The 22711-nt window shown below is 69.9% G+C and carries 16 protein-coding genes; 14 read left to right on the top strand and 2 right to left on the bottom strand.

Annotation, left to right across the window (positions count from 1 at the left end; genetic code table 11):
• The first annotated feature begins 530 nt into the window (after positions 1 to 530).
• From HEP75_RS13850 to HEP75_RS13815, 8 genes are all read left to right on the top strand, one after another.
• Complete coding sequence (locus HEP75_RS13850; RefSeq protein ID WP_185826607.1) at positions 531 to 2450, top strand: FimV/HubP family polar landmark protein; 1920 nt, start codon at positions 531 to 533, stop codon at positions 2448 to 2450.
• 305 nt (positions 2451 to 2755) lie between these two features.
• A complete protein-coding gene (truA, locus tag HEP75_RS13845; protein WP_185813294.1) occupies positions 2756 to 3529 on the top strand; it encodes a tRNA pseudouridine(38-40) synthase TruA in 774 nt (257 codons plus the stop codon).
• Positions 3526 to 4188, top strand: coding sequence for a phosphoribosylanthranilate isomerase (locus HEP75_RS13840; protein ID WP_179563833.1), 663 nt, complete (start codon positions 3526 to 3528; stop codon positions 4186 to 4188). Before truA ends, HEP75_RS13840 begins: the two co-directional genes overlap by 4 nt.
• Positions 4189 to 4465: 277 nt before the next feature.
• Entirely contained in the window at positions 4466 to 5161 is a 696-nt protein-coding gene (locus tag HEP75_RS13835; protein WP_185823905.1) for a hypothetical protein, read from the top strand.
• Positions 5158 to 7146: a hypothetical protein gene (locus HEP75_RS13830; protein WP_185823904.1), complete on the top strand. Its 1989-nt coding sequence runs from the start codon at positions 5158 to 5160 to the stop codon at positions 7144 to 7146. Before HEP75_RS13835 ends, HEP75_RS13830 begins: the two co-directional genes overlap by 4 nt.
• A gap of 128 nt (positions 7147 to 7274) precedes the next feature.
• A complete protein-coding gene (locus tag HEP75_RS13825) occupies positions 7275 to 12620 on the top strand; it encodes a DNA repair ATPase (protein ID WP_185823903.1) in 5346 nt (1781 codons plus the stop codon).
• A complete protein-coding gene (locus HEP75_RS13820; RefSeq protein WP_255423856.1) occupies positions 12617 to 13336 on the top strand; it encodes a hypothetical protein in 720 nt (239 codons plus the stop codon). The genes HEP75_RS13825 and HEP75_RS13820 overlap by 4 nt, the downstream gene beginning before the upstream one ends.
• 47 nt (positions 13337 to 13383) lie before the next feature.
• The gene (locus HEP75_RS13815) at positions 13384 to 14481 is read left to right on the top strand and encodes a toxic anion resistance protein (protein ID WP_185823902.1); all 1098 of its coding nucleotides are present in this window, start codon (positions 13384 to 13386) and stop codon (positions 14479 to 14481) included.
• 180 nt (positions 14482 to 14661) lie between these two features.
• Here HEP75_RS13815 and HEP75_RS13810 read toward each other — a convergent pair whose 3' ends face one another.
• Positions 14662 to 15564, bottom strand: coding sequence for a LysR family transcriptional regulator (locus HEP75_RS13810; protein ID WP_185823901.1), 903 nt, complete (start codon positions 15562 to 15564; stop codon positions 14662 to 14664).
• A 95-nt stretch (positions 15565 to 15659) separates the two neighbouring features.
• Here HEP75_RS13810 and trpB point away from each other — a divergent pair, with 95 nt between their 5' ends.
• The 6 genes from trpB to HEP75_RS13780 all read left to right on the top strand — a co-directional run bounded on the left by trpB (position 15660) and on the right by HEP75_RS13780 (position 21670).
• Positions 15660 to 16877, top strand: coding sequence for a tryptophan synthase subunit beta (gene trpB / locus HEP75_RS13805; RefSeq protein WP_185823900.1), 1218 nt, complete (start codon positions 15660 to 15662; stop codon positions 16875 to 16877).
• Positions 16874 to 17026: a hypothetical protein gene (locus tag HEP75_RS13800; protein ID WP_185826708.1), complete on the top strand. Its 153-nt coding sequence runs from the start codon at positions 16874 to 16876 to the stop codon at positions 17024 to 17026. The genes trpB and HEP75_RS13800 overlap by 4 nt, the downstream gene beginning before the upstream one ends.
• A complete protein-coding gene (gene trpA, locus HEP75_RS13795; protein ID WP_185823899.1) occupies positions 17023 to 17838 on the top strand; it encodes a tryptophan synthase subunit alpha in 816 nt (271 codons plus the stop codon). Before HEP75_RS13800 ends, trpA begins: the two co-directional genes overlap by 4 nt.
• Before the next feature lie 397 nt (positions 17839 to 18235).
• Positions 18236 to 19126, top strand: coding sequence for an acetyl-CoA carboxylase, carboxyltransferase subunit beta (gene accD, locus HEP75_RS13790; protein WP_185823898.1), 891 nt, complete (start codon positions 18236 to 18238; stop codon positions 19124 to 19126).
• A gap of 142 nt (positions 19127 to 19268) precedes the next feature.
• Entirely contained in the window at positions 19269 to 20618 is a 1350-nt protein-coding gene (gene glmM, locus HEP75_RS13785; RefSeq protein ID WP_185823897.1) for a phosphoglucosamine mutase, read from the top strand.
• Positions 20619 to 20731: 113 nt separating this feature from the next.
• On the top strand, positions 20732 to 21670 hold the full coding sequence (locus HEP75_RS13780) for an isopenicillin N synthase family oxygenase (protein ID WP_185823896.1): 939 nt from the start codon (positions 20732 to 20734) through the stop codon (positions 21668 to 21670).
• 118 nt (positions 21671 to 21788) lie between these two features.
• Here the strand turns inward: HEP75_RS13780 and HEP75_RS13775 are convergent, their stop codons facing one another.
• Positions 21789 to 22586, bottom strand: coding sequence for an SDR family NAD(P)-dependent oxidoreductase (locus tag HEP75_RS13775; protein WP_185823895.1), 798 nt, complete (start codon positions 22584 to 22586; stop codon positions 21789 to 21791).
• Positions 22587 to 22711 lie beyond the last annotated feature (125 nt).

Below are 22711 nucleotides of genomic sequence, written 5' to 3'. Positions count from 1 at the left end.
AACACAACAACCGAAGCCAAGACCCCCTCTCCCATCGGGAGAGGGGTAGGGGTGAGGGTACGGGGCGAAGCCCTCGCACTGTTTCGATCCTACGAGGCTTCGCTCGTACCCTCATCCGCCCCTACGGGGCACCTTCTCCCGGTGGGAGAAGGGAGGGCTGCCTGAGCGTGCAGCACAACAACCGAAGCCAAGACCCCCTCTCCCATCGGGAGAGGGTTAGGGGTGAGGGTACGGGGCGAAGCCCTCGCGATGCCCGATAGCACGCGTGATACCCGTACCCTCATCCGCCCCTGCGGGGCACCTTCTCCCGATGGGAGAAGGGGAGCAAGGCGACGCGTTGCTGCAAGGCTCCGTCGCACAGCCTCGTAGACGAACGCCACAATCCAAAGGGCAACGGCTATATTGCACGCCATGACACCAAGGGCAGGGGCGTGATGCGCCTACAACCACGCTTCTTCCGCCGCCGCCATGGCGGCGAAGGCACTTCCATTGCACTCGGCACGAGCCGCGGCTGGCGCGCGGCGTGCGCGCTGCTGTTGCTGGCCTGCAGCCAGGCCGCGCTGGCGCTGGGACTGGGCGACATCCGCGTCCTGTCCAAACCCGGCCAGCCGTTCCTGGCCGAGATCCCGGTGATCTCCAACGAACCGGGCGAGCTGGAAAACGCACGCGTCGCGCTGGCCTCGCCGGCGACCTTCGCCCGGGTCGGGTTGGAGCGCCCGGACGGCCTGGTCGGCAGCCTGCAGTTCCGCTTCGCGCAGACCAACCAGGGCCGCGCGGTGATCCGCGTCAGCAGCCAGATGCCGGTGGAGGTGCCGTCGCTGAGCTTCCTGATCGAGGTCGATTGGGGCCAGGGCCGATTGATCCGCGAATATTCGGCCTTGCTCGACGCGCCCAACACCGCCGCGGCGATCGACGCGCCGGCGATCGATGCCCCGGCCGCCGCCGCGCCGTCCGACCGCATCGTCCGCAGCGAGCCGTTGCCGGCGCCGGCAACGGCGCCGCCAGCGGTCGTCAACAGCCCGCCGCCTGCGCTGTCGGCCGCGCCCGCCACGCCGGTCCGCAGTGCCCCGGCACCCACTGCGGCGCCGGGCGATGCGCTGGCGCCGGTGCAGCGCGGGCAGACCCTGTCACAGATCGCCGGGCAGCTGGCGCGCAGCGGCGGCCACTCGCTGGACCAGACCATGGTCGCGCTGCTGCGCGCCAACCCGGATGCGTTCATCCGCGGCAACGTCAACCTGCTCAAGCAGGGCGCAGTGTTGCGCACGCCGCGTCAGGAAGAACTGGCCAGCATCGATGCCGCTGCGGCCACCGCCATCGTCCGCGAACAGGCCGCGCAATGGCGCCAGGCGCGTGCGCCAGTGCCGCAGCCGGCACAGGCGCAGCAGGCCGATGCGCCTGCGCCGGCGGCCGCCAAACCCGCCGCCGCGACGGCCACGGCGGCGTCGGGCGCACGCCTGGAAATCGCGCCGGCGGTGCCGGCGCAGCGCGACAACGCAGGAACCAAGTCCGGCACCGGTGCCGGCGACGAGGGAGACATGGTGGCGACTCAACAATTGCAGCAGGCGCGCGAAGATCTCGCGGCACGCGATGCCGAGGTCCAGGAACTGCGCTCGCGGGTCGAACAGCTGGAAAAGCTCAAGGCCCAGCAGCAGCAACTGATCGCACTGAAGGACAGCGACCTGGCCGCGGCGCAGAAGCGCCTGGCGCAATCCGGGCAGACCCAGGCGCAGGCGCAACCCGCGCCGGCTACGGCCTCCAGCGGCTGGCCGCTGTGGCTGTGGGGCGGGCTGGCGCTGCTGGTGCTGGGCATCGGCGCGTTGTTGCTGTCGCGCCGACGCAAGCCTTCGCCGTTGCCGCCGCTGCCGCGGCACGGCTACGACGCGGCGGAACTGGCCGCGGCGGTGCCGGTGGTGGCGCATCGCGAGGTGGACGCGCCGGACCTGCCGCCGCTGGACGAACACGAGCGCGAGGTGGCCGAAGACGCGGCCGCCGAAGACCGGGCATACCAGGACCACGCATTCGAGCGCGAGCTTGCCGGGCATGCGCCGCGTCACGACGACGTCGATGCCGATGCCGACGCCGCGCCTGCCGCGGAGCATGCGCAGTTCGCGCTACGGCCCGATGCCGAGGTCGCACCGCTGACGCAGGCGCCGCTCGACGCCGACGAACCATGGCGGCAGCCGCCGTCGGCGCCGACGCCGGTCGCGCCGGTGGTGGCGGAACGCCAGGAGCCGACCTGGCACCAGGGCGATCTGTCTGCCGCCGCCGAATCGAGCGTCGAACCGGAGCCCACGTATCCGCCGATCGGCCGCGAGCGCCTGGAGCTGGCAGTGGCCTACATGGACCTGGGCGACAACGAAACCGCGCGCACTCTGCTGACCGAAGTGGCGGCCGGCGGCGATCCGGCGGCGCGTGCCGAAGCCCAGCAACTGCTGGCCCGCTTGAGCTGATGCGCGCAGGCGGCGTGCGGCGCAGTCGCCGCCGCGCTGCCTCGACAGGGAATGCGACGATGCGCGAACACCTCCTCGACCTTGCGGTGATGCCGCCGACACGCCGCCAGGCGCTGTCCCGGCTGGCGCGCGAGGCAAGCATGGCGGCGCCGGGGACCTGCATCGCGGCTGCGCTGTTGCCGCGGTTGCGCCCGCCCGCGGCGAGCGCCGCTGGGCCTCGCACGAACCCATATGCGCTAGCGTGCCGCAGCGCAGCGCCATGGCCGCTGTGGCCCGCATTGCGCGTTGTGACGGAGTAGGGCGCGATGCGTTATGCGCTGGGCGTGGAATACGACGGCAGCGAGTTCCAGGGCTGGCAGCAGCTCGGCGAATCCGGCGGGCCGAGCGTGCAGGCGGCGCTGCAGGCGGCGCTGTCGTCGGTGGCCGATACGCCGGTGAGCGTGGTCTGCGCCGGTCGCACCGACGCCGGCGTGCACGGCGAATGCCAGGTCGTGCATTTCGATTGCGATGCGCCACGCGCGCCGCGCGGCTGGATGCTTGGCGCCACCGCGCGCTTGCCGGCGTCGGTGTGCGTGCGCTGGTGCGTGCCGGCCGCGGACGATTTCCATGCGCGCTTCTCGGCGCGCGCGCGGCGCTACCGCTACCGCCTGCTCAACCGCCAGGTACGCCCGGCGCTGTACCGGCAGACCCTGAGCTGGGAGCGGCGGCCGCTGCAGGCCGAGGCGATGCATGCCGCCGCGCAGGCGTTGCTGGGCGAGCAGGATTTCAGCGCGTTCCGCAGCATCCAGTGCCAGGCGCTGCATGCGCGGCGCGAGCTGCAGGCGATCGCGGTGACCCGAATCGGCGAGGTCGTCGAGGTCCAGGTCCAGGCCAATGCATTCCTTCATCACATGGTGCGCAATATCGTAGGCTCCTTAATCATGGTAGGAACGGGCGAGAAGCCGGTTTCCTGGATCGGCGAACTGCTTGCCGGGCGCGACCGCAGCGTCGCCGGCCCGACGGCGCCGCCGCAGGGACTGGTCTTCGTCGGTCCTCTCTACCCCGATATCTGGAAGCTACCGGCCGAGGTCACCCTATGAATCGAACCCTGTATCGCACCCGCATCAAGTTCTGCGGCATGACCCGTGCCGGCGACATCCGCCTGGCGGGCGAACTTGGGGTGGATTCGGTGGGATTCGTGTTCGCCCACGGCAGCCCGCGGCGGGTGGCGCCGGCCGAGGCCCGCGCGATGCGCCAGGCCGCCTCGCCGATGGTCGACGTGGTCGCGCTGTTCCGCGACAACCCCAAGGACGAGGTGCGCGAAGTGCTGCGCACGGTGCGGCCGACCCTGCTGCAGTTCCATGGCGACGAGGACGACGGCTTCTGCCGCGGTTTCAACCTGCCGTACCTGAAAGCGGTACCGATGGGCGGCAGCGACATCAACGCACGCACCCTGCAGTTGCAGTACCCGAACGCGGCGGGCTTCCTGTTCGACAGCCACGCCCCGGGCGAGAGCGGCGGTTCCGGCAAGACCTTCGACTGGACGCGCCTGCCCACCGGCCTGCACCGGCCGTTCCTGCTGGCCGGCGGCATCACCTCCGACAACGTGTTCGACGCGATCATCGCCACCTTGCCGTGGGGCGTGGACGTGTCCAGCGGCATCGAGAGCCAGCCGGGCATCAAGGACGGGCACAAGATGCGCAAGTTCGTCGAGGAAGTGCGCCGCGCCGATTGCCACGAGTTGAACACCAACTGCTAGAGCGGACTGCGCCGCCACGCTAGGTCGTCAAGGCCGCGTACGCAGCAGTATGGCTGCGCAATCGGCCGCTCCGCGCGCCGCCAGATCCAGACGCGCCACCGCCATGGCGCTTGCGCGCCGCGCTGGGTGCGGTCACGCCTTTATCGTATGATCCGGGCCAGGGGTCGGTCGGCGATGCCGCGCCGCGCGTGATGCGCGCTGCCGGCCGATGAGGATGAAGCGACAGCGCACGCGCCTGATGGCGATGTGCGCTGCCCGCACAGGGATGGATGAGGGAATGGCCGAGTTCTTGAGCGTCGCACTGGGGTTTCCCACGCTGCCGTACAGCATTTTGCTGGGATTCTCGGCGATCTATTGGCTGCTGGCCGCGACCGGCATTGCCGATCACCACCTCGCCGACGGGCATCTGCATCTGCATGTGGATGGCGCGCACGGCGCCGAGCACGGCCTGCATGGCATTTCCGGCATCTTCGCGCGGCTCGGCCTGGGCGGTGCGCCGCTGATGCTGGTGGTGGCGTTGCTGTCGTTCTGGGCCTGGACCGGCACCTATTTCGCGCATCTGTTCCTGCTGCAGGGGGTGCCGGACGGGGTGCGCTGGGGCCTGGGCAGCGCGGTCGCGCTGCTGGCGCTGGTGCCGGCGGTGCCGCTGACCTCGTGGATGCTGCGGCCGCTGCGGCGCCTGCTGCTGAAGCTGCGTCCGGTCGCGCAGCAGTCGCTGCTCGGCAAGGTCGGGGTGATCGCCTCGCCGCGCGTCGATGCCGGCAGCGGCTACGCCAATGTCGACGACGGCGGCGCCGGACTGGTGCTGCAGGTGCGCGCGCCGTCCGGCAGCCAGTACCTGCGCGGCGAGCGCGTCGTGCTGGTCGACTACGTGCATGCGCACAATCATTACCTGGTGGCCCGCGAGCAGGATCAGCCGGGTTCGCCGTTACCCCACAGCCTGATTGCGGGCGATAAGGAGATCCACCGATGAGTTTTGCGACGATGGCGCCGTTTCTGATCGGCGTCGGCATCCTGCTGGTGCTGCTGCTGGGATTGGCTGGCCTGTTCAAGGCGTTCTACCGCAAGGTCGACCAAGGCGTGGCATTGATCGTCAACGACATGAGTTCGACGCCGAAGGTGCATTTCACCGGCGCGCTGATCGTGCCGGTGCTGTACCGCGCCGAGCTGATGCGGATCAGCCTGATCACCCTGCAGGTCGATCGCCGCGGCAAGGAAGGCCTGATCTGCCGCGACAACATGCGCGCCGACATCGCGGTCGCGTTCTACCTGCGGGTCAACGAGACCCAGGCCGACGTGCTGCGCGTGGCCAAGGCGATCGGCGCCGACCGTGCCTCTGACAAGCATGCGGTCGACGAGCTGTTCAACGCCAAGTTCTCCGAGGCGCTGAAGACGGTCGGCAAGAAGTTCCAGTTCACCGAACTGTTCGAGAAGCGCCAGGAATTCCGCGATGAGATCATCGCGGTGATCGGCAACGACCTCAACGGTTACGTGCTCGAGGACGTGGCGATCGATTACCTGGAGCAGACCCCGAAGTCGCTGCTGGATCCGCACAACATCCTCGACGCCGAGGGCATCCGCAAGATCACCGAGCTGACCGCCACCCAGAACGTGGTGACCAACGAGCTGGAGCAGAACGAGAAGCTGGCGATCACCAAGAAGAACGTGGAAGCGCGCGAGGCGCTGCTGGCGCTGGAGCGGCAGCAGGCCGAGGCCGAGGCGCGGCAGAAGCGCGAGGTCGACACGATCCGCGCGCGCGAACAGGCCGAGACGCTGAAGGTGCAGGAAGAGCAGCGCCAGCTGTCGGAGAATGCGCGCATCGAGGCGCAGCAGCTGATCGACATCCGCGAGCAGAACCGCATGCGCGAGGTCGAGGTCGCCGAACAGAACCGCCAGCGCGCGGTCGCCATCGAGGTCGAGCGGGTCACGCGCGCGCGCCAACTGGAGCAGGTCACCACCGATCGCGAAGTGCAGCTGCAGGGCGTTGAGCGCGACAAGGTGGTGGAGAACGGCAAGATGGACGTGGCCAACATCACCCGCGAGCGCATCGCCATCGACAAGACCGTGGCCCAGGAAGAGGAGCGGATCAAGGAAGTGCGCGAAGTGGCCGAGGCCGACCGGCACAAGCAGGTGACGATCCTGGAAGCCGAGGCCAAGGCGCAGGAGCAGCTGGTGCGCCAGGTCAAGGAAGCGCAGGCAAGCGAGACCGCGGCCAAGCATCGTGCGGTCGAACTGACCACCCTGGCGCAGGCCGAACACGAGGCCGCGGGCAAGCAGGCCGAAGCCAAGAAGCTGCTGGCCGACGGCATGCGCGCCGAAAAGGCCGCGCCCGGCCTGGCCGACGCACAGGTCAAGGAAGCCTCGGCGCTGGCGATCGAGAAGGTGGGCATCGCCGAGGCGCGGGTGATCGAGGCCAAGGCCGAAGCCAGCTTCAAGCAGGGCAGCAACGATGCGCGCGTGCTGGCCGAGACGCTGCAGGCCAAGGCGCAGGGCGAGGAACAGATGGGCAAGGCCAAGGCCAGCGCGGCCGAGTCGATCGGCCTGGCCGAGGCGAACGTGGTCGAGAAACGCCTGTTCGCCGAGGCCGAGGGCCTGACCCGCAAGTTCGAGGCGATCGGCGCGCTCAGCGACACCGCGCGCGGCCACGAGGAGTTCCGGATGATGCTCGACACCAGCCTCAAGCAGGCGCTGGCCTCGATCGAGGCCGGCAAGGAAGTGTCCAAGGAAAACGCCGAGGTCATCGCCAGCGCGCTGCGCAATGCCGATATCGACCTGGTCGGCGGCGACGGCGGCATGTTCGAGAATCTGATCAAGGCGGTCTCGCTCGGCAAGTCGATCGAGGGCCTGGCCGACAAGAGCCCGATCGTGCAGGACCTGATGCAGCGCTACCTGGGCGTGGAGCGGCACAAGCCGGTTGCGGCGGAGGGCGCCGTCGCGCTGCCCGTCGCGCAGCCGTGAGCCTGGGCCTGGGCTGATCCGCGCGCGCTGCGCGATCCAGCGGCGGCCACGTGCCGCCGGACCCCGCTGAGAACACGGCGCGCGGCGACGCGCGCCGGCCGCATGCAAGCCGGCAGGAGCCGTTGACGATGGCAGCAACCCAATCCCCGACCGATCCGCAGCCCGAGGGCGCCAATCCGTCCCAGGTCGACCAGGCCGTCGCCCAGGGCGGCGCCTACGATGTGCTGCGCCGGCGCCTGGTCGAGCAGGGCGCGCGCCTGCACGAAGCGGTCGAGGCGCTCAACGCGCAGCGCCTGCAGGAATTCGGCGACAGCCGGCTCGAGGTGGTCGGGCGCTTCCGCATCCGCACCGAAAACAACTGCGTCGGCCGCGACATCGTGCAGGTCGGCCAGGACATGCTGCTGTTCGGCTACAACGTGTTCCTCGGGCTCAAGAACCAGACCCGCATCGAGGACGTGTTCGGCCTGTACCGGCTGGTCGAGGGCGCCGACGGCTACGACGTCAGCCCGATCGACGTGGCCGGCAGTTTCCTCGGCCAACCCGGCTTCGTGCACGACTTCGGCGAGCTGTACGCCTACTACAAGCACGCGCGGCTGCTGCAGCTGATCGTCATCGGCGGCAAGTTGCTGGCGTCGTTCCAGATCGGCGAGCGCAGCGCCGACGTGCGCGTGTTCCGCTGGGCGATCGACAGCGCCGGCGAGCTGACCTACATCGACGCACGCGGCGAACGCGACATCGCGCTGCCGCCGCCGTTCGATTTCGAATGGACCCGCGCCACCCGCGAGATGGCGGTGAACGGCCGCCATTCGCACCTGAACATCCTCGACACCCTGTTCGTGGAAACCATCGGCGGCGACCTGACCATCAAGGTCGAGAACAACACCGAGACCGGGCAGGGCATCTACAGCGAGCCGGTCGAGGACAAGACCCAGTCGCTGGACGACGCGCAGTTCGATTTCGCGCGGGTCGGCACGCTGGTCCTGCTCAAGGTGCTGCCGTACCGCGAGACGCAATGGCGCGGGCTGATCTACAACACGCTCAGCGGCCGCATCGTGCGCAACGACGCCATCGTGCAGGCCTGCGTGCAGCTGCCCGAGGACCACGGCATCATCTTCCCCGGCGGCTATTACCTGCAGAACGGCGATCACAAGGCGTTCGACGCGGCGATGGACGGCATGCAGTTCAAGCGCGCGATCCGCTCGCCCAACGGCGAGGACGTGCTGTACATCTTCTACGAGCGCGAAGGCGGCAAGTCGGCGCTGTTCGTCTACAACACCATCCGCCGCGCGCTGCAGAACCCGGTGTTCGGCCATGGCTATGCGCTGTTGCAGGACGGGCGCATGGTGCTGTTCCATGCCGAAGGCACCGAGCCGACCCGGATCCATCCGATGCAGGTCTGGCAGACGCCATTCAGCAGCGACGAATTCGCCGCGCGCCGCACGCCGGGCAACAGCTTCCTCGGCCGCATCGGCAATGCCGAACTGGTGCGCGGCATCTCCAACCTGTTCGGGCTGGCGCGCGCGATCGAGCACGACGAGGTCTCGGTGCAGCGCTACGAGCTGCTGGTCGAGGACGCGCGGCGCCTGTTCGACGCCCACCACTGGCTGGACGACGAACACTGCGGCGGTCTCGGCGGCGTGCTGCGCGGCATCAGCGCCACCGGCGAAGCGGTGCTGGACGAATACGAGAAGGTGCTGTCGATCCGCCAGCAGTCCGAGCAGGCGATGGTCGACGCCGTCGCCGCGCACAAGGCGCTGCTGGCACGGCTGCAGCCAGAAAACTGGACCGGGATCCAGGAGTTCGTCGAGCCGCTCAATGCCATCGCCGCCCAGCGCGGGCAGTTGCTGACGATCCGCGAATACCGCTATATCGATACCGCGGCGATCGATGCGATGGGCGCGGCGCTGCAGCAGGCGCACGAGACGGTCGGCGCGGCCACCGGCCGCTTTCTTGGCAGCGAGACCGCGCTGGCGCCGTTGAACGCACGCCTGGCCGAACTGGACGCGGCGGCGCAGGCGGCGGTTACCGCGCGCACGCTGTCCGAACAGTTGCAGGCGATGCAGGCGCTGTCCAACGACCTGGACCTGCTCTCCGAGCTGATGGCCGGACTCAAGGTCGACGACGCCACCGAGCGCACCCGCGTGGTCGAAACCCTGTCCGAAGTCTATGCGCGGCTCAACCAGGCGCGCGCGCGCGCCGAGCAGCGGCGCAAGACCCTGGGCTCGGCCGAGAGCGTGGCCCAGTTCGCGGCGCAGTTCGCGCTGTTCGGCCAGGCCATCACCAGCGCGCTGTCCTTGTCCACCGATCCCGAGCGCGCCGACGAGCAGCTGTCGCGGTTGCTGCTGCAGCTGGAGGAACTGGAGAGCCAGTTCGGCGAACACGAGCAGTTCCTCGGCGACATCCTCAGCAAGCGCGAAGAATTGATCGAGGCCTTCGACAGCCACAAGCAGGCCTTGCTCGACGAGCGCCAGCGCAAGGCGCGCTCGCTGCTCGACGCCGCCACGCGCATCCTCGATGGCCTGCCCAGGCGCACCGAACGCTTCGCCACGGCCGACGAACTCAATGCCTTCTTCGCCGGCGATCCGCTGATCCTCAAGCTGCGCGAACTGGCCGAACGCCTGCGCGGCTACCGCGACAGCGTCAAGGCCGACGATGTCGAGGCGCGGCTGAAGGGCGTGCGCGACCAGGCGGTGCGCGCCTTGCGCGACCGCAGCGAGTTGTTCGAGTCCGGCGGCAACGTGGTCCGGCTCGGCCCGCGGCACCGCTTCAGCGTCAACACCCAGGCGCTGGATCTGACCCTGTTGCCGCGCGAGGACGGACTGGCCCTGCACCTCACCGGCACCGACTATCTGGAGCCGCTGCACGACGCCGCGCTGGAGGCCACGCGCGCCTACTGGCAGGTGACGCTGGATTCGGAATCGCCGGACCTGTACCGCGGCGAATACCTGGCCGGCAGCCTGCTCGAATCCGCGCTGGCCGGCCGCGACGGACTCGACCTGCCTGGCCTGCAGCAGCAGGCGGCCACGCCCGACGCGCTGGCCCGCAGCGTGCGCGATTTCGCCGCGCCGCGTTATCGCGAAGGCTACGAACGCGGCATCCACGACCACGACGCCACGCGCATCCTGCAGGCCTTGCTGCCGCTGCATCAGGCGGCCGGCACGCTGGTGCATGCGCCGGCCGCGCGCGCGCTGGCGATGGCGTTCTGGGCCGAGCGCCAGCGCGACGCCGCGGTCGCGGCATGGGTCGCGCGGCAAGCCGGCGCCGATGCGATCTTCCGCCTGTTCGGCGCAGGCGAGGGCCGCCAGGCGCTGCAGTCCGAGATGCAGCAGGCGCTGCAGCGCTTCGTCGACGACAGCCTGCTGCCGTTCGATGCCGGCCACGCCGCGGCCGCCGCCGCCTACCTGGCCGCCGAGCTGGCGCTGGGCGAGCCGACCTTCCCGCTCAGCCGCCACGCGCGCGAGTTGCTCGACGCCTTGCATACGCGCTTGGGCGAGGCCGGCCTGCGCGAAGAGTTCGATCGTTCGCTGGAGCGCGTGCGCGGCCAGCTCGCCGCCGGCTGGGCCCTGGCCAGCCATTGGCTGCACGGCCTGTGCCAGGATCCGCGCTTCGTCGCCTATGCCGGCTACGTGCCGGAAGCGGTGGCGATCGTGCTGCTGGCCTCGCGGCTGCGCAGCCAGCACAGCGAGGTGCTGTTGATGACCACGGTGGAGGGCTTGCTCGGCGAGCATCCGCGCATCGAGGGCGGCCGCCTGACCATCGCCATCGACGATTTCCTGGCGCGCCTGCACCGCCACGAGCAAACCTTCGTGCCGGGCTTCCGCCACTACCAGGCCTTGCGCCAGCAGGTCATCGTGCGCGAACGCGAGCAGCTGCGCCTGTCCGAGTTCAAGGCGCGGCCGCTGTCCTCGTTCGTGCGCAACAAGCTGATCAACGAAGTCTATCTGGGCGTGATCGGCGACAACCTGGCCAAGCAGATGGGCACCGTCGGCGAGAACAAGCGCAGCGACCTGATGGGTCTGTTGCTGATGATCTCGCCGCCGGGCTACGGCAAGACCACGCTAATGGAATACGTGGCCAGCCGCCTCGGCCTGGTCTTCATGAAGATCAACGGCCCAGCACTGGGGCACGCGGTGCGCTCGCTGGATCCGGCGCAGGCGCCGGACGCCACCTCGCGGCAGGAACTGCTCAAGCTCAACCTGGCGCTGGAGATGGGCAACAACACCATGCTGTATGTCGACGACATCCAGCACACCCATCCGGAATTCCTGCAGAAGTTCATTTCGCTGTGCGACGGCACCCGTCGCATCGAGGGCGTGTGGAAGGGCCGCACCCGCACCTACGACATGCGCGGCAAGAAGTTCTGCGTGGTGATGGCCGGCAATCCGTACACCGAGTCCGGCGAGGTGTTCAAGATTCCGGACATGCTCGCCAACCGCGCCGACGTCTACAACCTCGGCGACGTGCTCGGCGGCATGGAGGACGCGTTCGTGCTCAGCTACATCGAGAACAGCCTGACCTCCAATCCGGTGCTGGCGCCGCTGGCCACGCGCGAACTGGCCGATCTGTACCTGCTGGTCGAGCGCGCCCGCGGCAAGGAGATTTCCACCAATGCGCTGAGCCACGCCTACAGCGGTGCGGAGATCAACGAGATCGTCGCCACCCTGCAGCGCATGCTGCGCGTGCGCGACGTGGTCTACCGGGTCAACCAGCAGTACATCGCCAGCGCCGCGCAGGACGATCGCTACCGCAGCGAGCCGCCGTTCCGGCTGCAGGGCAGCTACCGCAACATGAACAAGCTGGCGGAGAAGATCTCGCCGGTGATGAACGAGGCCGAGCTGCAGCAGCTGATCTCCGATCACTACCTGGGCGAGGCACAACTGCTGACCAGCGGCGCCGAGGAAAACCTGCTCAAGCTGGCCGAACTGCGCGGCGCGATGGGCGCCGAGGACCTGGCGCGCTGGGAGCAGATCAAGCGCGATTTCCTGCGCAACAAGGCGATGGGCGCGGACGAGGCCGATGTCGGCGGACGCATGGTGGCGCAGTTGGCCGACATCGCCAGCGGCCTGCAGGTGCTGCGCGACGAACCGGCATCGGCGCAGCAGCGCTGGGAGCAGATGCTGGCGCTGCTGCAGCAGGTGTTGGCCGAGCGCGAGCGTGCGCTGCCGGCCCCCGCCGTTTCCGAATCCGCTTCCGCGCCGCCGCCTGCCTCCCCGCCGGCGCCCGAACTGCAGCCGTTGCTGGACGCGCTGGCGCGCTCGCACGAAGGCCACGCCCAGGCCGGGCAGGCGCTCGCGGGCCTGGCCGAGGCGGTCCGCGCCTATCTGCGCGAGCCGGTCACGCCGGCCGCGGTCGCGCCGCGCGAGCGCCGCCCGCGCACGCTGGCCGAACGCCAGCTCGACGAAGCGCTGGCGCGGCATTTCTACGGCGAGGCCGGGGCCGCGCGCGGTGACGATCCGGAGCCCAGCCCGGCGTGAGCGCGGACACCGCCCCGGCGCTGCCGCAGCCGCCTGCCGCGCCGCTGCAGATGGGCGACGCCCAGGCCGCGGCGAGCTACGCGGCGCCGTTGCTGGACGCCGTCGGCCAGGTGCTGGCGCAGCGCGATACCGCAGCCGATGGCGGTGCCGCATTGGTCCGCGAGCTGGAGCACATCCAGCAGGCGCTGCAAGCGCGCGATCCGCAGCGCATCCGTCGCGCCAGCGGCGTGCTCGGGCGGCTGCTCGGGCGCGACCTGGAAGCGCAGGCCGAGGCCGAAACACTCAGTTCGCAGATGGGCGTGGTGCTGCTGCGCGCCGACCAGCAGGCGGCCGGATTGCAGCAGCGTCTCGATGGGCATGGCGCGATGGCTGCCGCCGCGGATGCCGGCGTCGCCGCGCTCGAACGCTGGATCGCCGCCGTGTCGGTGCCGGCCAGCGGCACGCAACTGGCCGAGGCCTGGAGCCGGCGCCTGGATCACCTGCAGCGCGTCGCCGTCGCCTGGCGGCTGGAGGCCGCGCAGTGGCGCCTGCTGCAACAGCAGGGCAACGAGTTGCTGCAGCGCTATCGGCATATCCGCGAGGTGCTGCTGCCGGCATGGCGCCAGGCCGAGTCGGCGCTGCAGGCGGCGCATGGCGCGGCCCACGCCACCCGCGCCGCGCAGGCGCAGCAGCGCATCCTGGCCGAACTCCAGGCGATGCGGGCTAGACTGCGCTGAGCCTGCGCCCGAGCCGCCGCGTCCCGCTATCGAAGGAGAGAAGCACGATGACCCAGGAAAATCCGCTGCTGCCGCAGGTTGCGCCGGCCACACCCGATGCGGCCGAGCTCAAGGCCCTGGGCCTGGTGGCCGACGATCGCGAGCAGATCGCAGCGCTTGCGCAGGGGCTGCGCGAGGTGGCCCCGGGCAGCCTGCACCTGTTCGGCAGCGAGGTCGCCGCGCATACCGCGGCCTTTTCCAGCCAGTTGCTGGAGCAGGTACGCAACCGCGATCTCGAAGCCACCGGCGACAAGCTCGGCGAGGTGGTGCGGATCGCGCGCGCGCTGAAGCTGGACCAGCTCGGCGAACGCTCGCGGGTGCCGCTGATCGGCGGCCTGATCGACCGGCTGCGCGCCTCCAAGGGCGAGCTGGTGCAGAAATTCAGCGACACCAACCGCCAGATCGAACAGTTGCTGCGCGATGTCGGTGCGCAGCAGACGAGCCTGAGCCAGCGCGTGGGCGAGTTCGATCGCATGCATCAGATGGTGCAGGCCGAACGCCGCGAGCTGGGCTTGCACGTGGCTGCCGGCAAGCTGCGACTGGCCGAACTGCAGCACCAGCATCTGGCGCTGGCGGGGCAGGACGATCCGCAGGCGCGCGGACAGCGCGCCGAGATCGACACCGCCATCCGCCTGCTCGACAAGCGCGTCGGCGACCTGCAGGTGATGCAGCACGCCGCCGACCAGGCGCTGCCGATGATCCGCCTGATCCAGGCCAACGCGCTGCAGTTGATCGAGAAGTTCAACACCGTGCGCGACATCACCATCCCGTCGTGGAAGCGCCAGTTCGCGATCCAGCTGTCGCTGAGCGAGCAGCAGAACGCGGCGGCGCTGTCCAACGCCATCGACGACGCCACCAACGACATCATGCGCCGCAACGCCGAACTGATGCGGCAGACCTCGGTGGACACCGCGCGCGCCAACCAGCGCGCGGTGATCGACATGGACACGCTGCGCCACGTACACGAGCAGTTGATCGCCACGGTGGAAGAAGTGCGCGAGATCCACCGCGACGGCATGCAGCAGCGGCGCGCGGCCGAGGTCGAACTGGCGCGGTTGCGCGACGAGCTGCAGCAGCGCCTGGCCGCGCCGACCCCTGCCGGCTGACGCGGTCGCGCCGACCGCGCGCAGCGGCCGATGCCTTTCAGCAGCCGGGGAGCCCCTGTAGGAGCGGCTTCAGCCGCGACAGACATCCGACAACGCGTCGCACGCTAGGCCGTAGCCGCTTCGCGTCTCCGGAGGCATCTCTGCAACGCTAGTCGCCGGCAACCAGGCGAAAGAAATTGCTTAGCCGCCGTCCTGCTGCAACTCGCCAGCCAGCCACCGCGCCAGCGCCTGCACCCGCGGGTCCTGCTGTTCCCGGCGCGCACACAGCGCCCACTGCCCGCCGGTCTCGGCGAAGCCCCACGGCGCCAGCAGGCGGCCGTTGGCCAGGTCATCCGCGACCAGCGGCTGCGGCGCGATCGCCACGCCGATGCCGGCCAGCGCCGCTTCGAGCAGGTAGTACAGGTGTTCGAAGCCGGTGCCGTAGCGCAGCGCGGTAGGGTCCACGCCATGCGCCTGTGCCCAGGACGGCCACGCCTGCGGGCGCGAGGCGGTGTGCAGCAGCTGTTGTTGCAGCAGTGCCGAGGGCGGACCGGCCGCCAGTGTTTGTGCCTGCGGCAGCGCCGGGCTGAGCACCGGGCCGATTCGCTCCGGCGCCAGCACGTGCACCTGCCAACCGTCCGGCCACGGCGCCTGGCCGAGCAGCAGCGCGGCGTCCAGGCCGTCCAGCTCTGCGCCGAATTCGCCTTCGTGCGCGGACAGGTGCAGGGTCAGCGCGGGCAGGTCGCGCTGCAGCGCCTGCAGCCGCGGAATCATCCAGCGCGCCAGGATGCTGCCCGGGCAACCCAGCACCAGCGCGCTGGGCCGCGCCGGCCGGCGCAGTTCCGCCACCGCGTCCTGCAACTGGGCGAAGGCGCCGCCGGCCGCGTCGCGCAGCCGCTCGCCGGCCGCGGTCGGGCGGATGCCGCGGCCCTCGCGCTGCAGCAGCGCCAGCCCCAGTTCCTCTTCCAGCAGCCGGATCTGGCGGCTGACCGCGCCGTGGGTGACGTGCAGCTCGGCCGCCGCGCCGCCGACGCTGCGCAGCCGCGCGGCGGCCTCGAACGCGCGCAGGGCATTCAGCGAGGGCAGGCGGCGCAGACCGGACATGTGAGATTTCCTGACGGATATGCGCAGACTTTATCGGTTTTTGCCGGGCGACGCGTGCGCTAAAGTGCAGGCCTGTCCTACTTGCCGTGATCGCCATGTCCTCCGCCCCCATCAGCGACTTCCACGCCTATCCCGACGCCAACGGCCACTTCGGCCGCTACGGCGGCCGCTTCGTCGCCGAGACCCTGATCGGGCCGCTGCAGGAACTGGCCGCGGCCTACGACCAGGCGCGCCAGGATCCGGCCTTCATCGCCGAGTACGACAAGGACCTCAAGCACTACGTCGGCCGGCCCAGCCCGATCTACCACGCCGAGCGGCTCAGCCGCGAAGTCGGCGGCGCGCAGATCCTGCTCAAGCGCGAGGACCTGAACCACACCGGCGCGCACAAGATCAACAACACCATCGGCCAGGCGCTGCTGGCCAGCCGCATGGGCAAGACCCGCATCATCGCCGAGACCGGCGCCGGCCAGCACGGCGTGGCCAGCGCCACGGTGGCCGCGCGGCTGGGCCTGGAGTGCGTGGTGTACATGGGCGCCACCGATATCGAGCGGCAGAAGATCAACGTCTACCGGATGCAGCTGCTCGGCGCGCGGGTGGTGCCGGTGACCTCCGGCTCGGCCACGCTCAAGGACGCGCTGAACGAGGCGATGCGCGACTGGGTGACCAACGTGCAGGACACCTTCTACATCATCGGCACCGTCGCCGGCCCGGATCCGTATCCGCGCATGGTGCGCGACTTCAACGCCATCGTCGGCCGCGAGGCGCGCGCGCAGATGCTCGAGGACTACGGCCGCCTGCCGGACGCGATCAGCGCCTGCGTCGGCGGCGGCAGCAATGCCATCGGCCTGTTCCACGCCTTCCTCAACGATCCGGGGGTGAAGATCTACGGCGCCGAAGCCGCCGGCGACGGCATCGCCAGCGGCCGCCACGCCGCCTCGATCGCCGCCGGCCGGCCCGGCGTGCTGCACGGCAACCGCACCTACGTGATCTGCGACGACGACGGCCAGATCATCGAAACCCATTCGGTCTCCGCCGGCCTGGACTACCCGGGCGTCGGCCCCGAGCACGCGTTCCTGTCCGACAGCGGCCGCGCGGTCTACCAGGGCATCACCGACGACGAGGCGCTGGCCGCGTTCCATCTGTTGGCGCATACCGAGGGCATCCTCGCCGCGTTGGAATCCAGCCACGCGGTGGCGCAGTCGATCAAGCTGGCGCGCGAGTTGCCCAGGGACGCGCTGGTGCTGTGCAACCTGTCCGGTCGCGGCGACAAGGACGTGCACACCATCGCCGCGCGCGAAGGCATGGTGCTGTGAGCGAACGCGGCGGCGGCAACGATCTTTATCTGACTTGGCGCGACCCGCAACATGGGTTCGCGGTCCGCTACGACACCGGAGAAGGCAACGTGACATCGATGTACTGGGGAAGCTGGAACGCCGTGCAATTGGTGGAGGGCTGCGCATGAGCCGCGCCGCGAACCGCATCGCCGCGCGCTTCGACGCGCTGCGCCAGGCCGGGCGCAAGGCGCTGATCCCGTTCGTCACCGCCGGCGATCCGTCGCTGGAGGCGACGGTACCGGCGATGCATGCGCTGGTCGAGGCCGGCGCCGACGTGATCGAACTCGGCGTGCCGTTCTCCGACCCGATGGCCGACGGTCCCACCATCCAGCGCAGCTCCGAGCGCGCGCTGGCGCGCGGCGCCGGCCTGGCCTACGTGCTGGAGACGGTCAGCGCGTTCCGCCGCGACGATGCGGCCACGCCGGTGGTGCTGATGGGCTACCTCAACCCGGTCGAGATCCACGGCACCGCACGCTTCGCCGAGGAAGCGGTGGCGGCCGGCGTGGATGGCGTACTGCTAGTCGACCTGCCGCCGGAAGAGTCGGCCGAAACCCTGGCGATCTTCGCCGCTGCCGGCCTGGACCTGATCGTGCTGGCCTCGCCGACCACCAGCGACGCGCGCATCGGCCTGTTGTGCGATGCGGCGCGCGGTTACCTGTACTACGTCAGCTTCGCCGGCGTCACCGGTGCCGACCACCTCGACACCCGGGCCGCCGGCGACCGCCTGCGCCAGCTGCGCGCACGTTCGGCGGTGCCGGTGGTGGCCGGGTTCGGGATCAAGGACGCCGCCAGCGCCAAGGCCATGGCGGTGGACGCCGACGGCGTGGTGGTCGGCAGCGCGCTGGTCGCGGCGCTGGCCGAGGCGACGACCCTGGAGGCGGTGCGCGAACGCGCGCTGGCGTTCCTGGCGCCATTGCGGCAGGCGTTGGACCAGGGGTGAAGGCCTGGATCTGCCGGCGGTTGGCGCCGTCCGGTGGCAAGGTCGGCAGGCGTTTGCGGTAGCGGCTCGGCTGCCGGTTTTCTAGGCCCGAGAGGTAGGCTGCGCGGCTTCGCCCATACCTTCGCCGCTGCGCCCGCTCCGCGGCCCGGCCCGCACCAATGGCGTGGCGCTTCACGGCATGCATGCCGTGCTCTCTCGCCCGTCAGGAGCGGGGAGGCAAGCCCCCGCTTGCTATGCGACCTGATTGCGCGCCGGCAACGGGGTAGGGATGTTGCGGCGCATCAACCGGCGTGGCGCTGCGGCCCGCATGACGTCGTTGCGGCGCGATATCTAGCACCGCGCTAGACTGTCGCCCCTTGGCGGCCTGGTGGGCCGCGCGACTGGATCGTCATTCCGCATGAGTTGGCTCAGCAAATTGATGCCCTCCGGCATCCGCACCGATAGCACGCCCAGCAAGAAGCGCAGCGTCCCCGAAGGCCTGTGGGAGAAATGCCCCAACTGCAGCGCTGTGCTGTACCGGCCGGAGCTGGAGGAGAACCTGGAGGTGTGCCCGAAGTGCGGCCACCACATGGCGATCCGCGCGCGCGCGCGCCTGGCCTCGCTGTTCGATCCGGACACCACGCCGACCGAGATCGGCGCGCGCCTGGGCCCGACCGACGCGCTGAAGTTCAAGGACCAGAAGAAGTACAGCGAACGCATCAAGATCTCGCAGAAGAGCACCGGCGAGTACGACGCGTTGATCGCGATGCAGGGCCTGCTCAAAGGGCAACCGCTGGTCGCCGCGTCGTTCGATTTCGCCTTCATGGGCGGCTCGATGGGCTCGGTGGTCGGCGAGCGTTTCGCGCTGGCCGCGGAGACCGCGCTGCAGATCGGCGCGCCGTTCGTGTGCTTCTCCGCCAGCGGCGGTGCGCGCATGCAGGAAGGCCTGTTGTCGCTGATGCAGATGGCCAAGACCTCGGCCGCGCTCGGCCGCCTGCGCGAAGCCGGCCTGCCGTACGTGTCGGTGCTGACCCATCCGACCACCGGCGGCGTCTCCGCCAGCTTCGCCATGCTCGGCGACATCAACATCGCCGAGCCGTACGCGCTGATCGGCTTCGCCGGCCCGCGGGTGATCGAGCAGACCGTGCGCGAGACCCTGCCGGAAGGCTTCCAGCGCTCGGAGTTCCTGCTCGAGCACGGCGCGATCGACCAGATCTGCGACCGCCGCGAACTGCGCGACCGCCTGTCCGAACTGCTGGCGATGATGATGCGCCAGCCGGCCCCGGCGAAGACCGAGGTGGTGGCATGAAGGCCGGGATTCGGGATTCGGGATTCGGGATTCGTGGTCCCGCGCGGCCGATGGATTGCGCATCTAGCGCGCGTTTCGTTGGGCCGGCGCAATTCCCGGGCTTTGCCCCATTCCCGATTCCCCATTCCCCATTCCCAGCCGCATGAGCACCCGCAAATACTTCGGCACCGACGGCATCCGCGGCCGGGTCGGGCAGGGCGCCATTTCCGCCGATTTCGTGATGCGCCTGGGTAATGCGTTGGGCCGCGTGCTCGGCGCCGGCGCCGCCGGCACTGCGCGGCCGACGGTGGTGATCGGCAAGGACACGCGCATCTCCGGCTACATGTTCGAATCGGCATTGGAGGCCGGGCTGGTCGCCGCCGGTGTCGACGTGCAACTGCTCGGGCCGATGCCGACTCCGGCGGTGGCGTTCCTGACCCGCACCCTCGGCGCCGACGCCGGCATCGTGATCAGCGCCTCGCACAATCCGCACTACGACAACGGCATCAAGTTCTTTTCCGCCGAGGGCGAGAAGCTCGACGACGCCACCGAGAGCGCGATCGAAGCCGCGCTCGACGCGCCGTTCGCCACGGTGGAATCCGAGCGCCTGGGCAAGGCGATGCGCGCGCGCGACGCGATCGGCCGCTACATCGAGTTCTGCAAGGCCAGCGTGCCGCGCGGCTTCGACCTGCGCGGGCTGAAGGTGGTGCTGGACTGCGCGCATGGCGCGACGTACCACATCGCGCCGCTGCTGTTCCGTGAGCTGGGCGCCGAGGTGATCGCGATCGGTGCCGCGCCGGACGGGCTCAACATCAACGCCGGGGTCGGCTCGATGCACATCGACAACCTCGCCAGCAACGTGCGCCAGCATGGCGCACAGCTGGGCATCGCCTTCGACGGCGACGGCGACCGCGTGCTGATGGCCGACGACCAGGGCAACCCGGTCGACGGCGACGACCTGCTGTACGTGCTGGCCTGCGGCTGGCAGGCCAGCGGCCGCCTGCGCGGGCCGGTGGTCGGCACGCTGATGACCAACTACGGGCTGGAACAGGCCCTGGCCGCGCTGCAGCTGCCGTTCCTGCGGGTCAAGGTCGGCGACCGCTACGTGCACCAGGCGCTGGTCGAGCACGGCGGCGTGCTCGGCGGCGAGACTTCCGGGCACATGCTGTGCCTGGACCGCGCCACCACCGGCGACGCCATCGTCAGCGCGCTGCAGGTGCTGGAGGTGCTCAAGCGCTCGCGGCAGAGCCTGCGCCAGGCGCTGCAGGGCCTGCGCAAGGTGCCGCAGCAGACCGTCAACGTGCGCCTGCAGCAAGGCGCGCGCCCGGCCGAGGCGGCCAGCGTGCAGGCCGCGCTGGCTGCGGCGCAGGCGGCGGTGCAGGGGCGCGGGCGCGCCTTCCTGCGTCCGTCCGGCACCGAGCCGGTGCTGCGGGTCACGGTCGAGGCCGACGATGCGGCGCTGATGCGCGACACCCTGGAAAAGCTCGCCGAGGCGGTCCGTGACGCGGCGTGAGTCGATCGCCATCGGCATCGTGGTGGTCATCGCCAAGGCGGCCACCTTCTACCTGCTGTACCGCCTGCTGATCTGATCGCGGCGTTTCTCCCTTCACCACGACGGTTCCTGCCATGACTGCGCGCATTCCGACCCTGGACATCACCCGCTTCGACACAGACCGCGACGCCTTCGTCGCCGAACTGGGCGCGGCCTATCGCGAGTGGGGCTTCGCCGGCATCCGCAACCACGGCATCGCGCAGGCGCAGATCGATGCGGCCTATGGCGTGTTCAAGGCGTTCTTCGCCTTGCCGGAGGAGGTCAAGCGCAAGTACCACGTGCCCGGCAGCGGCGGCGCGCGCGGCTATACCGCGTTCGGCGTGGAGACCGCCAAGGACTCCAAGCACTTCGACCTGAAGGAGTTCTGGCACATCGGCCGCGAGATTGGCGAGGATTCAAAATATCGCGACGTGATGCTGCCGAACCTGTGGCCGAGCGAAGTGCCGGGCTTCCGCGAGCACGGCTACGGCCTGTACCAGGCGCTGGACCAGCTCGGCGCGCGCGTGCTGGCGGCGCTGGCGTTGCATATCGGCCTGCCCGAGCACTACTTCGCCGACAAGACCGATTCGGGCAACGCGATCCTGCGCCCGATCCACTACCCGCCGATCACCGCCGACGACATCCCCAACGTGCGCGCCGGCGCGCACGAGGACATCAACCTGATCACCCTGCTGGTCGGCGCCAGCGCCGCCGGCCTGGAAGTGAAGTCCAAGCACGGCGAGTGGGTGCCGTTCACCTCCGACGCCGACACCATCGTGGTCAACATCGGCGACATGCTGCAGCGCCTGACCAACCACGTGTATCCCTCGACCACCCACCGCGTGGTCAATCCGCCGGGCGAACAGGCGCGGCAGCCGCGCTACTCGGTACCTTTCTTCCTGCACCCGAACCCGGATTTCGTCATCGACGTGCTGCCCTCGTGCATCAGCGCCGACAACCCGAGCCGCTACCCAGAGCCGATCACCGCGCAGGGGTATCTGGAAGAGCGGTTGCGCGAGATCAAGCTGAAATAGTCGGGATTGGGGATTCGGGATTGGGGATTCGCAAAAGCGGGGCGTGCGCTGCGGATACAAGCGCTGGCTCGGGAATCCGCTCTTGCGAATCCCTAATCCCGAATCCCCAATCCCGGCCTCACAACGGCCTGATTCGTTGGGAGCCGCGTCGCATCACTCTCAGCAGCAGCGCATTCGGCAGCAATGCGACCAGGCCCAGCAGTGCGCGGTAGAACGCGCCCGGCACCACCCGCACGCGGCCGTGTTCGGCGCCGTCGATGCCGGCGCGCGCGACCGCGGCGGTCTGCAGCCAGGCCCAGCTTGGCAGTTTGTTCATCTGCGCGCGGGTGCCGGTCACGTCGTGGAATTCGGACCAGGTGAAGCCCGGGCACAGTGCGCAGACGTTGACGCCGCGGTCGGCGTTTTCCAGCGCCAGCGATTCGCTGAAGCGCAGCATGAAGCTCTTCGCCGCCGCGTACAGGGTCTGGCCGTCGGCGCCGGGCACCAGCGCGGCGAACGAGGCGACGTTGAGGATGCGGCCCTGGCCGCTGGCGCGCAGTGCCGGCAGCAGGCGCCAGGTCAGTTCGCAGACCGCGCCGACCATCACCTGCAGGAACGCGGCGTGGGTAGCCCAGTCGCTGTCGGGAAAGCGGCCCGGCACGCCGTAGCCGGCGTTGTTGACCAGGATCCGCACCGCCAGGCCGCGCCGTTCCAGTTCGGCCACCAGCGCGGCCGGTGCCGCCGGGTCGGCCAGGTCGGCGACCACGATCTGCACCGGCACCTGCGCGCGCAGTTCCTCGGCCAGCGCCTGCAGCAGCGCCTCGCGCCGCGCGCTGAGGATCAGCGGCACGCCGCGGCGCGCGTATTCGCGGGCGATCTCGCGGCCGATGCCGCTGGAGGCGCCGGTGATCAGGGCATGGCCGGAAGGCTGGGGCATGGCGGTCTCGCAGAGGCGGCAAAGGGTGGGGCGGGGCGGCAGCGGAGGCGGCGAAGCGGGGCGCCGGCGCCGGGCCTCACCGCGCATGGGCTATCCTTTCGGCACTTTTTCGCCGGAGAACGCGC

Origin of the sequence: Xanthomonas sp. SI (assembly GCF_014236855.1) — a bacterium.
Taxonomy (GTDB): domain Bacteria; phylum Pseudomonadota; class Gammaproteobacteria; order Xanthomonadales; family Xanthomonadaceae; genus Xanthomonas_A.
The sequence above is the reverse complement of the archived record's forward strand: the minus strand, read 5'-3'. Positions and strand labels throughout refer to the sequence as shown.

What these genes read in the sequence shown, in the direction of transcription:
- truA (WP_185813294.1), top strand. Translation starts at nt 2,756, where the DNA reads ATGCGTTATGCGCTGGGCGTGGAATACGACGGCAGCGAGTTCCAGGGC.
- HEP75_RS13840 (WP_179563833.1), top strand. Translation starts at nt 3,526, where the DNA reads ATGAATCGAACCCTGTATCGCACCCGCATCAAGTTCTGCGGCATGACC.
- HEP75_RS13835 (WP_185823905.1), top strand. Translation starts at nt 4,466, where the DNA reads ATGGCCGAGTTCTTGAGCGTCGCACTGGGGTTTCCCACGCTGCCGTAC.
- HEP75_RS13830 (WP_185823904.1), top strand. Translation starts at nt 5,158, where the DNA reads ATGAGTTTTGCGACGATGGCGCCGTTTCTGATCGGCGTCGGCATCCTG.
- HEP75_RS13825 (WP_185823903.1), top strand. Translation starts at nt 7,275, where the DNA reads ATGGCAGCAACCCAATCCCCGACCGATCCGCAGCCCGAGGGCGCCAAT.
- HEP75_RS13815 (WP_185823902.1), top strand. Translation starts at nt 13,384, where the DNA reads ATGACCCAGGAAAATCCGCTGCTGCCGCAGGTTGCGCCGGCCACACCC.
- HEP75_RS13810 (WP_185823901.1), bottom strand. Translation starts at nt 15,564, where the DNA reads ATGTCCGGTCTGCGCCGCCTGCCCTCGCTGAATGCCCTGCGCGCGTTC.
- trpB (WP_185823900.1), top strand. Translation starts at nt 15,660, where the DNA reads ATGTCCTCCGCCCCCATCAGCGACTTCCACGCCTATCCCGACGCCAAC.
- trpA (WP_185823899.1), top strand. Translation starts at nt 17,023, where the DNA reads ATGAGCCGCGCCGCGAACCGCATCGCCGCGCGCTTCGACGCGCTGCGC.
- accD (WP_185823898.1), top strand. Translation starts at nt 18,236, where the DNA reads ATGAGTTGGCTCAGCAAATTGATGCCCTCCGGCATCCGCACCGATAGC.
- glmM (WP_185823897.1), top strand. Translation starts at nt 19,269, where the DNA reads ATGAGCACCCGCAAATACTTCGGCACCGACGGCATCCGCGGCCGGGTC.
- HEP75_RS13780 (WP_185823896.1), top strand. Translation starts at nt 20,732, where the DNA reads ATGACTGCGCGCATTCCGACCCTGGACATCACCCGCTTCGACACAGAC.
- HEP75_RS13775 (WP_185823895.1), bottom strand. Translation starts at nt 22,586, where the DNA reads ATGCCCCAGCCTTCCGGCCATGCCCTGATCACCGGCGCCTCCAGCGGC.